This window comes from Exiguobacterium indicum HHS 31 (assembly GCF_001939065.1).
GTDB lineage: Bacteria > Bacillota > Bacilli > Exiguobacteriales > Exiguobacteriaceae > Exiguobacterium_A > Exiguobacterium_A indicum.
This window is the reverse complement of record NZ_MPSZ01000001.1, coordinates 243,397-255,993: the sequence shown is the minus strand read 5'-3', so window position 1 is coordinate 255,993 and position 12,597 is coordinate 243,397. Positions and strand designations below refer to the sequence as shown.

The 12,597-nt window shown below is 48.4% G+C and carries 12 protein-coding genes; 2 read left to right on the top strand and 10 right to left on the bottom strand.

The features are described from left to right. Positions 1 to 143 precede the first annotated feature (143 nt). Complete coding sequence (locus N179_RS01315; protein ID WP_023467591.1) at positions 144 to 1,799, bottom strand: sigma-54-dependent Fis family transcriptional regulator; 1,656 nt, start codon at positions 1,797 to 1,799, stop codon at positions 144 to 146. Positions 1,800 to 1,921: 122 nt separating this feature from the next. On the opposite strand from N179_RS01315, the gene N179_RS01310 reads away from it, so the two are divergent. Both N179_RS01310 and N179_RS01305 read left to right on the top strand, forming a co-directional pair. Continuing rightward, on the top strand, positions 1,922 to 2,176 hold the full coding sequence (locus N179_RS01310; protein ID WP_023467590.1) for a DUF2627 family protein: 255 nt from the start codon (positions 1,922 to 1,924) through the stop codon (positions 2,174 to 2,176). Positions 2,177 to 2,851: 675 nt separating this feature from the next. Beyond that, positions 2,852 to 3,430: a dihydrofolate reductase family protein gene (locus N179_RS01305; RefSeq protein ID WP_055966849.1), complete on the top strand. Its 579-nt coding sequence runs from the start codon at positions 2,852 to 2,854 to the stop codon at positions 3,428 to 3,430. A 36-nt stretch (positions 3,431 to 3,466) separates the two neighbouring features. Here the strand turns inward: N179_RS01305 and spo0A are convergent, their stop codons facing one another. From spo0A to folD, 9 genes are all read right to left on the bottom strand, one after another. Beyond that, entirely contained in the window at positions 3,467 to 4,189 is a 723-nt protein-coding gene (gene spo0A / locus N179_RS01300) for a sporulation transcription factor Spo0A (protein WP_023467588.1), read from the bottom strand. Between the two features lie 3 nt (positions 4,190 to 4,192). Then, positions 4,193 to 5,899 (bottom strand): DNA repair protein RecN, encoded by a 1,707-nt coding sequence (recN, locus tag N179_RS01295; RefSeq protein ID WP_055966852.1) that lies wholly within the window; start codon positions 5,897 to 5,899, stop codon positions 4,193 to 4,195. 12 nt (positions 5,900 to 5,911) lie between these two features. Continuing rightward, positions 5,912 to 6,361, bottom strand: a complete 450-nt coding sequence (ahrC, locus tag N179_RS01290; RefSeq protein ID WP_023467586.1) for a transcriptional regulator AhrC/ArgR — start codon at positions 6,359 to 6,361, stop codon at positions 5,912 to 5,914. Positions 6,362 to 6,515: 154 nt separating this feature from the next. Next, positions 6,516 to 7,322 carry a TlyA family RNA methyltransferase gene (locus tag N179_RS01285; protein WP_041255024.1) on the bottom strand — a complete coding sequence of 269 codons (807 nt, stop codon included), beginning with the start codon at positions 7,320 to 7,322 and terminating at the stop codon, positions 6,516 to 6,518. Positions 7,323 to 7,328: 6 nt separating this feature from the next. After that, entirely contained in the window at positions 7,329 to 9,215 is a 1,887-nt protein-coding gene (gene dxs / locus N179_RS01280) for a 1-deoxy-D-xylulose-5-phosphate synthase (protein ID WP_023467585.1), read from the bottom strand. A 117-nt stretch (positions 9,216 to 9,332) separates the two neighbouring features. Continuing rightward, the gene (locus tag N179_RS01275) at positions 9,333 to 10,202 is read right to left on the bottom strand and encodes a polyprenyl synthetase family protein (protein ID WP_075642028.1); all 870 of its coding nucleotides are present in this window, start codon (positions 10,200 to 10,202) and stop codon (positions 9,333 to 9,335) included. Next, on the bottom strand, positions 10,199 to 10,420 hold the full coding sequence (gene xseB, locus N179_RS01270) for an exodeoxyribonuclease VII small subunit (protein ID WP_023467583.1): 222 nt from the start codon (positions 10,418 to 10,420) through the stop codon (positions 10,199 to 10,201). The genes N179_RS01275 and xseB overlap by 4 nt, the downstream gene beginning before the upstream one ends. 2 nt (positions 10,421 to 10,422) lie before the next feature. Continuing rightward, positions 10,423 to 11,745, bottom strand: a complete 1,323-nt coding sequence (gene xseA, locus N179_RS01265) for an exodeoxyribonuclease VII large subunit (protein WP_023467582.1) — start codon at positions 11,743 to 11,745, stop codon at positions 10,423 to 10,425. Next, entirely contained in the window at positions 11,742 to 12,575 is an 834-nt protein-coding gene (gene folD / locus N179_RS01260; RefSeq protein ID WP_023467581.1) for a bifunctional methylenetetrahydrofolate dehydrogenase/methenyltetrahydrofolate cyclohydrolase FolD, read from the bottom strand. The genes xseA and folD overlap by 4 nt, the downstream gene beginning before the upstream one ends. Positions 12,576 to 12,597 lie beyond the last annotated feature (22 nt).

Below are 12,597 nucleotides of genomic sequence, written 5' to 3'. Positions count from 1 at the left end.
GTATTCCCCCCTCACCTGTCATACATAAATAGTAATAGCAATTTTCGTGCCAATTCAAAAGAGACGGTAGGTTAAGCAAGAACGTCTTTAATTTTGCACGCTTTTGCATTTTTTGCAATATATTGCACGCAAAAATTTGCGCTTCACGAATAGATGTTAAATCGTTCCACTTTGTAATAAAGTGCCCGAAGAGAAATTCCGAGTTGTTTCGCCGCTTCTGTTTTGTTGCCATTAAAGGCAGTAAGCGCTTCCCGAATCAACCGTTCTTCGACGTGTGACATCTCGTCCGATAAATGCTTGATTTCCTTTTTCTGTCTCGTCGTGACTTTCGTTGTTTGTGGCACGACAAGCTGAAGATGACCTTTTCGTAAGACGGTTTCTGTTTTATCCGTAAAAATCAACGCGCGACCGATGACATTTTCAAGCTCGCGGACATTTCCTTTCCACGGTTGCTTCTTCATTGCTTCAAGTACATCATCTGAGATCCGTCCGACCGATCGTCCATAACTTTGATTCAATTTACGGAGTAAGTGCAAGGTCAATGGTGCGATATCATCCGGTCGCTCACGTAGTGCCGGTATGTGAATCGGTAAACGATTGATCCGGTAGTAGAGATCTTCTCGGAACTCATTCATGATGATCTTTTGCTCTAGATTCGCATTCGTCGCCGCGATAATCCGGACATCGACTGGAATCGCCTTCGTCCCACCGACGCGAACGACTTCATTTTCCTGTAACACCCGTAATAGTTTGGCCTGGACGTCGAGTGGTAGTTCGCCAATCTCATCTAAGAATAGCGAACCCCCGTGTGCTTCTTCGAAATATCCCCGCTTCCCACCACGTCGCGCTCCTGAGAACGCGCCTTCCTCGTACCCGAATAGTTCACTTTCGAGTAACGTCGGTGCGATTGCCGCACAGTTGACGCGGACGAATTGTTCATATTTACGTTCGCTCGCTGCATGGATCGCATGTGCAAACAATTCCTTGCCGGTTCCGGATTCACCGCGAATCAAGACGTTGACGGGCATCGTTGCCGCAAGCTTTGCTTGATCGACGACGAAGCGCATCGCTTCACTCTCAGCGATGATATCGTCAAAAGTATATTTAGCTTCGAGCGTCCGGATTTTTTGGCGCGCTGCCTTCAATTCTTTGGCGAGTGCCTTCATTTCCGAAATATCCCGAATGACCCCAACGGAACCGCGGACTTGTCCATCGACGATGACGGGTGCCGCATTGACGATGATATCACGTTGATCTTGCCCGATCTTCATGCGAACATCCCGCACGTTCTCGCCCGTATTCAAGACTTTCAAATGAACGGATTCCTGCATTCCGATATCGGCACTTGCCGGTTTTCCGACGACGTCTCGCTCCGTGAAACCAGTCATACGCGTATATGCTGGATTGATCAGCATCGTCTGTCCGTCTTGATCGGCGACGGAAATCGCCTCGCTCGTACAATGAATGATTGCTTCGAGCATTTTCTCTTTTTCAGTCAATCGCTCAAGCAACACTCTGACGAATTCACCCGGTAAGACCGCCGCTCCCGGAAAATCATGAATCAATTGCTCAAGTACGCCAGTTTCTCCTGTAGCGTCAATGATGAAATCGACATCAGCTCCTTCAAAAGCTGACCAGTTCGTTTCAATCCGAATGTCCGCACGCCGTGCAAGCGCCACCCCAGGCGCATCCATGTTTGGATCGACAAGACCAATGACCGTTAATAATGGTGAACGTTGAAACGCATGCAGGACTTCTGTTCCCCCTTGACCAGCCCCGACGACGAGTAGATGATGCATATGAATTCCCCCTTTGAAACTGCTTACATTTCTATCGTACTCGGAATAAAATAGGGAAGCAAACCCGATTCGCAGAACGATCGATTTTTTGATACAATACGCTTGGAAAGGAGTGGCGTCCTATGCGTATCATTGGTTTGCTCTCATTATTAATCCCCGGCATCATCGGCGCGATTGGTATTAAGCTCATGCGTGATAGTGTTTTTCTAATTGCGCAAGTGCCGTTTAAATACTTAGGCGATGCGGCTTACGTATATGTATTGCAAGGTCTCGTTGGTTTGATTCTTGCGATGGGTGGCATTGGATTTGTCGCAGGATATGTCTTTTATCGCGATCGAAAACGTGGAAAAGTCTCCGATCGCTATCAAAAAAAATGAACACAGAAAAAGGTCCCCATCTCTTGAACTCATTTCAAGCGCGGGACCTTTTACTCATATAAAATTGGTTTCACTTACGGATGAACTCCTCTCATAGTTAGAACTATTCGTGTACTCCAAAACCTTAGGTGTTCCTCTTAATGAAGAGGTAGAAAGAAATCAGATCTGGCTATCGGGCTAACGATAGAATGGTGTTTCAGTTCCATCATCTGACTGTACTCGGGACCTAGGTGGAGCGTAATGTCATCCGCTTGAAGCAGTCAAACATTCGGTTGCTAACAATCACTGCTAGACAACACTCCTTTTCACGAACTGTACTTTTCATTTTAGACGATCCGTTACCTTCCACTTTTCCCTAGCTTCGAAATCATGGAAGCTCCCATTCATTCGAGATTTCCCATCTAGAATGAACAAGATACCTTGGTACGACTTCTACCAAGAGAATGTCGTCCGGCATTCTTGAGCCATTTACAGTTGGCGTTCTGAGATGATGTTCATCAACAGGATTTCCGGAGTCCTTGTCGACTCGACGTTCATCTGACGTCTTGCCAAATCATTTGGTACCTTTATTATAACAAACATTTCAGTTTATGCAATATTTATTTGCAAGCGCTATTATATATTTTTAGCTTTACGGTATGCTATAAGCAGATCGTAATCGAAAGGAGACCCTTCATGCGAAAAATCATCGTATTCGAACATCTATCGTTAGACGGTGTCATTCAAGCACCGAGCGGAAAGAATGAGGATGTGAGCAACGACTTCAAGCACGGTGGATGGACTGCTCCGTTTCAACATCCTGAGATCGGTCAGGTCATCCGTGGATGGATGCAAGAGGATTGCGCCCTGTTACTCGGTCGCGCGACTTACGAGCAATGGTCGAGTTACTGGCCACTCCATGCCGATATCTGGCCAGTTGCCGATCGTGCCATGAAGTATGTTGCTACGCGTCATACACCACCTATTCGTTGGCAGCCGACGACATATTTGAATCAACCGACTTCTGAACTAATACGCTTGAAACAACAGGACGGACCACCGCTTCACGTCTGGGGGAGTAGTCAACTCGTTCATACGCTTTATGAAGCTGATCTGATCGACGAACTTCGATTGATCCACTATCCAGTTATCGTTGGTTCTGGTAAACGTCTATTTCCAGACAACGGAATGACGCCCCTCACTTGGAACGTCACGAAACGACACACGTTTGATAACGGCGTGTTGATCGCTTGCTATGAGCGGGATCGGAACTAAAAACACACCGTCTATCCATTAGACGGTGTGTTTCCTTTAACCAGATTGTTCTTGATTCATATGACTTGAAACATACGAGATGAATTCCGAGTTCTTCGGACTTTTCTCTTGTTCGATTCGACCATTGAAGAGCTCGTGCTGTTGCATTCCTTCGTTCCAAGCGGACTTGATGGCGTGACGCATCGCTCGTTCGACGCGAGATGCCGTCGTTTGATGTTTTTTCGCAATCGTCGGATAGAGTTCCTTTGTGATCAATCCAAGTAAATCTTCCCGTTCTAGCACCATTAAGACAGCGTCCTTTAAATACGTGAAGCCTTTAATATGCGGAGCAATCCCCACTTCTCGCAGTGTCGTACCGACTTTTAAATCAATCGTTTCGACGATCGGTGCTTGTCCTTGATGCGTCACGAGACGAATTTTTTGAACGAGCTGATCCATGCTGAACGGTTTAAGTAAGAAGTACGATGCTCCGAGAGTGACCGCCTGTTGTGAGACCTCATCCTTACCGAAAGCACTCAACATGATGACAGCAGGATTCTTCTTTTTCTTCATCAACTCCTCGAGAACACCAAGCCCATCTAAATGAGGCATGATGATGTCGAGAAGCAATACATCCACTTCATGTTCTTTCATACGTTCGAGACAACTCTCGCCATTGTAGGCGACGCAAACGACTTCCATGTCTTCTTGCGCAGAGATATGCTGGCGAATCAGTTCGACCATTTCGCGATTATCATCTGCTATCCCGACTTTAATCAATCCTTACACCCCATTTTTAAGCGATTCTTTCATCGTCTTCGCCTGATCCATCAATTCCTCGGCATGGCGTAACGTCAAATCCGTCATATGTGCACCGGAAATCATCCGTCCTAGTTCGTTTCCTCGATCTGACTGAGACAAGACGTTGACCTGTGTCGTCGTACGATCCGTCTCCTCGATTTTCCGAATATAGAGATGTTGATCGGCCATCGATGCGACTTGCGGTAAGTGCGTAATACAAAGCACTTGTCCGTCTACCGATAAACGATAGATTTTTTCAGCCATCGCTTGTGCGACACGACCCGATACTCCTGTATCGACTTCATCGAAAATGATCGAAGCAACTCCGACCGAGCGCGAGAAGATTGACTTCAGTCCGAGCATGATACGAGATAACTCCCCGCCCGATGCGACTTTTCCGAGCGACTTGAATGGTTCTCCCGCATTCGTCATGATGAAGAACTCCACTTGATCGATCCCGTTCTTGCGTAGCATCGGTGTCTTTCCGTCTTGAAGAAAACGAATTTCAAACCGCGCTTTTTCCATGTAGAGCTCACGTAACTCCAGATGAATCGCTTCGCTTAATTGAACGGCCGCTTTTCGACGCTGTTGCGACAGACGCCCACCTATCTCAAACAATTCGACTTCGAGCTGTTCGACTTCGGCTTTTAAGCGCTCAATCCGTTCATCTCGATTCGTCATCGTATCAAGTTCAACTCGAATTTTTTCCCCATACGCAATGACTTCCTCGATCGTCGCCCCGTATTTTCGTTTCAGTTGTTGAAAGACGGATAAACGTTGTTCGATCTCATCGAGTCGATTGGAATCAAACTCAAGTGTTTCAAGTTGATCTCGAATCGCATACCCGACTTCTTCGAGTCCATAAAAAGCGCTTGCGATCGCGTCACTCTGCTGCGAAAACTGTTCGTCGATGCTTGATGCTTGTTGTAATTCACGCATCGCGTCTCCGACAGAGTCGATGCCGCGCATCTCATCATGCAAAGCATCGTATGCTGTCTTTAACGACGCATATAGCTTCTCGAAATTCGCAAGACGATTTCGTTCGACGAGCAACTCGTCTTCCTCATGTGCTCGAAGTTTTGCGCCTTCGATCTCTTCCGTCTGAAACGATAGTAAATCAATCCGTTGAGCGAGTTCTTGCTCACTTTGCGCGAGCGATTGCAGCGCCGTCCGTTTTTCTTCATACGCTTGATAACCGGACTGGTAGGCTTGAAGGAGCGGTGCAATCGTCTCTTGCGCGAAGTCATCGAGAATCGCTTGATGATACGTACTGTCCATTAAATGCTGATGTTCATGTTGCCCGTGCATGTCGACGAGGACACGTCCGAACTCCCGTAAGATCGTCAGTGTGACCAGCTTATTGTTGACGCGACAGACACTTTTCCCGGTCGCGAACAGATCACGTCGTAAGATGATCAATCCATCTTCGATATCGATACCATACTCTTCTGCGAGATCATAGACGAGATGGTCGTCTTCAATCAGAAACAATCCTTCTAGCTCCGCCCGATCTTCCCCGTATCGAACGAATTCCGCGGATCCACGTCCACCAATCAATAATCCGATCGCGTCGAGAACGATCGATTTACCGGCACCTGTTTCCCCAGTCAAGACGGTCATTCCTTTTTTAAAGTCGATCTGTAGCTCGTCAATGATCGCAAATTGTTTGATCGATAATTCAGCTAGCATCCTGTCAACTCCTTACAGCATTTCTAAAATTCGTTCGGTCACTTCTTTCGCTTGTTCCTCACTTCGTGCGATTAATAGGATCGTATCGTCCCCACACACCGTGCCAAGCAGTTCGTTCCAGCTCAAATGATCCAGTAAGACAGCGACTGCATTCGCATTTCCCGGCAGGACATGCATGACAATCAGATTTTGAGCAGAATCAATCGAGATGAAGCTGTCCCCGAGCAGACGCCGCAATTTCCCGAGTGGGTTGAAGCGTTGGTCGGCAGGTAAACTATATTTATAACGTCCATCATTCAACGGGACCTTAACGAGATGAAGTTCCTTGATATCTCGTGATACCGTTGCCTGTGTAACCTTATATCCTGCATTCCGTAATTCCTCTACCAATTCATCTTGGGTTTCTACTTCCGACTGGGTGATGATCTCCCGAATCTTAATCAACCGTTGCCCCTTTGTCATCCCTGCACCTCACAGTATTCTTCGATGTTACTATTGTAATCCAATAAATCATTAAAAGTCCACGTTTGCCATTTTATTATACGGTTTTCGTCGCTCCGAACAACAAGGAAGACGGACCCATGAACCGGATCCGCCCTCGTTTTCATCTGTTCGTTTAAAGACTAGCATGTGCTTGCTTGACTGTCTCCGTCGCATGGACGGATGAATCAAGTCCTGGTTGACCAAGGCGCGCATGCAATAAGAACTCGATGTTCCCCTCTCCACCAGTAATCGGTGAATAGTCGAGCTGTTTCACATAGAATCCTTGTTGAATGAAGAATTCGACCATCTCCTCGAGGACACGGACATGAATCCGTTCATCACGCACGATGCCTTTTTTACCGATATCATCACGCCCCGCTTCGAATTGCGGCTTGACGAGCGCCATGACATCTCCTCCTTCGACGAGGATCGTCTTCAGCGGCGGAAGCATCAACCGTAACGAGATGAATGAGACATCGATCGTCGCAAACTGCGGCGCAACAGGGAACATGTCTGGTGTCGCATGCCGGAAGTTCGTTTTCTCCATCACCGTCACACGGTCATCCGAGCGAAGCTTCCAGTCCAGCTGATTGGAACCGACATCGAGCGCATACATATGTGCTGCTCCATTTTGTAAGGAGCAGTCGGTAAAGCCACCCGTTGACGATCCAATATCGAGACCTGTTTTACCCGTGACATCGAAATCGAATACTTGAAGTGCCTTTTCCATCTTGAAGCCTCCACGACCGACGTAGGGCATCAATTGACCTTTGACGTGCAGATCGATGTCCGATTTGACCTTCTCACCGGCCTTCTCTAATCGTTCCGTACCACTAAAGACCAGTCCAGCCATGATCGATCGCTTCGCTTTTTCACGCGTTTCAAACAAACCGCGCTCGACGAGAAGAACGTCGAGGCGGATTTTCTTTACATTTTCCATGAATCGTCACACACTCTGTTTCTTTCCTTGATTGACGAAAGCGCGTACTTCCTCTGCGATTTGTCCAGGTAATAATCCGATTTCTTCCAGTAATTCGTTCACACCGCCATGCTCGATATACCAATCCGGAATACCAAAGCGTTTGACGCGTGGGAATGCTTCCTGCTCATTCGCATGCTCAAGGACAGCTGATCCGAATCCACCTTTTAAGACGGCTTCTTCGAGCGTCACGAGTGGAATCCCTTCTGCGTAAAGGGCGTTCAGCATCTTCTCGTCAAGCGGTTTGATCGTCCGAGCATTGATGACACGAACCGACAGTTCGTCTGCTAGGAGATCCGCGATTTTGAGCGCATCTTGTACTTGTGGTCCAAACGCAAGGATCGCGACGTCCGTTCCTTCACGTTCGACTTCCCATGTATCAAGCGAAATTTCATGCAGTGTCTCGTCCATTGGTACACCGATACCTTCTCCACGTGGGAAACGAACTGCGATTGGTCCTTCATATTTGACGGCTGAATAGAGCAAGTGTTGCAGTTCGTTCTCATCCTTCGCCATGACGATCCGGATGTTCGGTACGTGACGCATGAAGGCAATATCGAAGACGCCTTGGTGTGTTTCACCATCTGCGCCAACGAGACCTGATCGGTCAATCGTAAACGTCACATCTAGATTTTGACGAGCCACGTCGTGAACGAGCTGATCGTATGCACGTTGGAAGAAGGTCGAGTAGATCGATACGACAGGTTTCATGCCTTGCGTCGCTTGACCAGCTGCGAACGTCACAGCATGTTGTTCTGCAATCCCGACGTCAAACATCCGCTCTGGGAATTCTTTTTCAAAACAATCGAGTTTTGAACCGACGCTCATCGCCGGCGTGATCAACGTCAATTTTTCATCATCACGTGCCATCTTCGTCAAAGTATCCGCTACCGTAAAGGAGTAACTAGGTGCTTTTGATTTCCCTTTGATGACTTCGCCAGACTCCATCTTGTACGGTCCAAGACCATGCCATGTGCCGACGCCATCAAACTCTGCCGGACGATAGCCTTTCCCTTTTTTCGTGATGACATGAAGTAAGACAGGACCTTCTTCTTTTTTCACGTAATTGAGCTGTTCGATCAAATCATCAAGATCGTGCCCATCGACCGGACCATAATAGTTGAAGCCGAGCTCTTCGAAGAACATGCCAGGAACAAGTGCGCCTTTAACGGCTTCTTTCAACTTCTCGCTTCCTTTTTCAAGACGTCCGCCAATAACTGGAATCTTTTTGATCAATGTTTCAAGCTCGTCTTGGGCAAAACGCACTTTACGCGATGAACGAATTCGTCCAAGCATTTGATGCATCGCCCCAACGTTTGGTGCAATCGACATCTCGTTATCGTTCAAGATGACGATGACGTTTTGTTGTTCTGCTCCAATATGATTCAATGCTTCGAGTGCCATACCACCTGTCAAAGCACCGTCACCGATGATCGCGACTGCACGATCACTCTTACCGCTCAGTTCGTTCGAGACAGCAATCCCCATTGCTGCTGACAAGGACGTCGAGCTGTGTCCTGTCTCCCAGACGTCATGCACACTCTCATTGCGTTTCGGGAACCCACAGAGTCCTTTGTGCTGACGGAGCGTATCAAACTGGCTCGCACGTCCTGTCAAAATCTTATGCACGTATGCTTGGTGCCCGACATCCCAGACGAACTTGTCATTCGGACTGTCGAATTCACGATGCAACGCAAGCGTCAACTCGACGACACCGAGGTTCGGTGCCAAGTGTCCACCTGTCGTCGCTAATTCTTCAATCAAAAAGCGTCGAATATCGCCTGCGAGTACTTCGAGTTCGGAGACCGACATACGCTTTAAAAATGACGGATCCTGTATTTCTGTCAATTTCATACCTTACCGCCTCTTTTCCTTACAATCTTATAGGGTTTGTACCCTACATTGTACTAGAACAATCTATCGAGCGCCATTGTCAGCATAGAAAAAGACGACGCAGATGCGTCGTCCTGCTTAATGGTCGCGCTTGACCACGAAGTCGAGCAGTTCCTTAAGTGTCGTCGCTTCGACTGATAATGCATCAATCGCTTGTTCCGCTGCTTCCACCTGAGCTGTCAGTGCGCGTTTCGCTCCTTCAAGACCCAGTAATTTTGGGTACGTTGCTTTTTCGTTCCCTTCGTCGCTACCGACCGGTTTGCCGATTTTTTCAGCATCGCCTGTTACGTCCAAGATGTCATCTTGGATTTGGAATGCGATTCCGAGATGGCGACCGTATTGCTTCAAGTGATCAAGATCCGTCGAGCTGACCGAGGCAAGCAAACCACCCGCTTCGACTGCAAAGACGAGGAGTGCTCCTGTTTTCCGACGGTGAATCGACTCAAGCTCCGCTACGTCATTGATGCCGCCACGCTCACCGAGCATATCGTCGAGCTGACCACCGACCATACCCGTAGCGCCCGCTGCTGTTGCCAACCGTTCGACAAGTGAAAGCTTTACTTCCGGCGAAGCTGGTGCCTCAAGAAGACAGCTGAAGGCGTTCGTGAGCAAGGCATCTCCTGCTAAAATCGCTGTTGCTTCATCAAAAGCGATATGATTCGTCGGACGCCCTCGACGCAGATCATCATCGTCCATTGCTGGAAGGTCATCGTGAATCAGTGAGTATGTATGAATCATCTCAAGTGCCGCAGCAGTCGCGTCACCTTTTGAACGATCGATGGAAAAAGCATCGAGTACCGCATAAATCAAGGCTGGGCGAATTCGTTTCCCACCCGCATCGAGTGAATACCGCATCGAATCGCGTAAACGATCCGGTGCGTCGAGTCGCTCCATGAACTCTTCCATTTTATTTTCGACTTGTGTCTTCCACTCATTCAAAGCAATCATTGCGCTCCTCCTTTTTCCCGAAGCGTACCATCTTGCTCCAGGATTTGATCGAGTTTTTTCTCAGCAACGGATAACTTTCCTTGGCAAAGAGCCGTCAGTTTGACGCCTTCTTCATATAGAGCCATCGCTTGTTCAAGAGGAGCTTCGCCCTCTTCGAGTAACGTGACGATTTCTTCTAATCGTTCCAGTGCTTCTTCAAAAGATTGTTCCGTCTCCATTCTTACTCCCCATCCTCTCGTTTAGCACGAATCGTTCCATCATGGAATCGGATATCGAACGAAGACGCTGTCAATGCCTTCGCGGAACGGACGATTTGTCCATCCTGTTCGACATACGTATAACCGCGCATCAGAACATGCGTAGGACTGACGGAGTCGAGTCGCGCGAGCACATGACGCACCTGTTGTTGCTTCGATTGTAAAAGTCGACGAACGATTTCGAGTCGACGTCGTGATTGTTCAATCGTCGCCCGTTGTTGCACGAAGCGATCCCGCATCGGCACACGCATTAAGCGTGTGTCAAGACGCTCCACCTGTTGCTGGTGTTGCGCTACTACTTGCTTGATCTCCTTTTGGAGTGACATCTCTGCCCGGTCCAATTGTTCCTGCTTCAGTCCGAGTAGGACGCGTGGTGATTTCAGACCATAGCTCGCGGCAAGCCGTGTCACTTGCTCTTGTTTACTTTTGAGGAGTTGTGCATACGTTCGTTCTAAACGTCGCTCTACATCCTGCACACGTCGAGTGAGTGCCTCTGCTTCCGGAGTGACGAGTTCTGCCGCTGCCGTTGGTGTAGCAGCACGAACGTCGGCGACGAAATCACTGATCGTAAAATCCGTTTCGTGACCGACAGCAGAGACGATCGGAATGCGGGATTCAAACACGGCTGTCACGACAGACATCTCATTGAATGCCCACAGCTCCTCAATCGAACCACCACCACGACCAATGATCAACACATCACAGGCAGCATGCTCATTCATCAGCTGAATGGCACGACTGATTTGTGGTGCCGCGTCCGCTCCCTGTACAAGGACCGGGGCGAAGACGATGGCTGCTTGCGGATAGCGGCGCCGGAGTGTCGTTGCGATATCATGAAGCGCTGCTCCTTTTGGCGACGTGATGATTCCAATGCGCTCTGGAAACGCTGGCAACGATTGTTTGATTGCTGGATCAAACCAACCACGCTCTTCAAGATCCACCTTCAAGCGTGAGAACGCCTCATATAGCGCTCCTACACCATCTTCCGTCATCCGTTCGACATAGAGTTGCATCTCTCCAGAAGAGACGTAAACGGATAAGCGCGCGGTGACGACGACACGCATCCCATCGCGAACGTCTGCTTTGACTCGACTCGCATCCCGGGCAAACATGACGGCTTTCATCCGTGACTGCTCGTCCTTCAACGTAAAATAAAGGTGACCGGAAGAGTGTCGTTTAAAGTTCGACACTTCTCCCACCACCTGGACTTGTTGCAGAAGGGCGTCGCCTTCTAGTTCACGTTTGACATAGTGGACTAAATCGGAAACGTGAAGAGGTTCGCTCATCGCGCAGCCTCGATCGTGTTATGCAGTAGCATCGTGATCGTCATCGGACCAACGCCACCTGGAACAGGTGTGATCATCGATGCAACGTCTTGTACCGTATCAAACTCGACATCACCGACGAGTTTGCCATCGACACGGTTGACACCAACGTCAATGACGACAGCACCCGGTTTCACCATATCCGCCGTAATCAGCTTCGGTACGCCGACTGCGACGATCAAGATATCCGCTTGACGCGTCATCGCACCGAGATCTTTTGTCTTGGAATGACAATAGGAAACGGTAGCCGATTCATTCAAGAACAACATACCGACGGGTTTACCGACGATTTGGCTACGACCGACGACAACGACGTGTTGACCGGCAATCGGTACGTTCATCTCTTTGACGAGATGAAGAATGCCGTTTGGTGTACACGGTAAAAATGTCGGTTCACCAATCATCATTTTCCCGACAGAGACAGGATGAAAACCATCGACGTCCTTTTCAGGAGAAATCGCAAAAATGACTTTACTCTCATCAATATGGTCAGGCAACGGCAATTGAACGAGAATCCCGTGGACACTCGCATCAACGTTCAGACGTTCGATCAAGTGAAGAAGCTCTGATTCCGTTGTTTCTGCCGGAAGTCGGATCAACTCCGAATCCATGCCGATTTCCTTCGCCGCCTTTTCTTTACCACGTACATAGGACTGACTAGCAGGATCTTCGCCAATCAGGATGACAGTCAATTGCGGTTGAATCCGCTGTTCTTTCAGACGTGCGACTTCTTCTTTCAGCTTCATACGATATGAATGGGCTACCTGTTTTCCATCGATTACTACTGCCATGATTTGTCCACTCCCCCAAAAA

What these genes read in the sequence shown, in the direction of transcription:
- N179_RS01305 (WP_055966849.1), top strand. Translation starts at nt 2,852, where the DNA reads ATGCGAAAAATCATCGTATTCGAACATCTATCGTTAGACGGTGTCATT.
- N179_RS01275 (WP_075642028.1), bottom strand. Translation starts at nt 10,202, where the DNA reads ATGATTGCTTTGAATGAGTGGAAGACACAAGTCGAAAATAAAATGGAA.
- N179_RS01315 (WP_023467591.1), bottom strand. Translation starts at nt 1,799, where the DNA reads ATGCATCATCTACTCGTCGTCGGGGCTGGTCAAGGGGGAACAGAAGTC.
- ahrC (WP_023467586.1), bottom strand. Translation starts at nt 6,361, where the DNA reads ATGACAAAGGGGCAACGGTTGATTAAGATTCGGGAGATCATCACCCAG.
- folD (WP_023467581.1), bottom strand. Translation starts at nt 12,575, where the DNA reads ATGGCAGTAGTAATCGATGGAAAACAGGTAGCCCATTCATATCGTATG.
- recN (WP_055966852.1), bottom strand. Translation starts at nt 5,899, where the DNA reads ATGCTAGCTGAATTATCGATCAAACAATTTGCGATCATTGACGAGCTA.
- N179_RS01310 (WP_023467590.1), top strand. Translation starts at nt 1,922, where the DNA reads ATGCGTATCATTGGTTTGCTCTCATTATTAATCCCCGGCATCATCGGC.
- xseB (WP_023467583.1), bottom strand. Translation starts at nt 10,420, where the DNA reads ATGGAGACGGAACAATCTTTTGAAGAAGCACTGGAACGATTAGAAGAA.
- dxs (WP_023467585.1), bottom strand. Translation starts at nt 9,215, where the DNA reads ATGAAATTGACAGAAATACAGGATCCGTCATTTTTAAAGCGTATGTCG.
- N179_RS01285 (WP_041255024.1), bottom strand. Translation starts at nt 7,322, where the DNA reads ATGGAAAATGTAAAGAAAATCCGCCTCGACGTTCTTCTCGTCGAGCGC.
- xseA (WP_023467582.1), bottom strand. Translation starts at nt 11,745, where the DNA reads ATGAGCGAACCTCTTCACGTTTCCGATTTAGTCCACTATGTCAAACGT.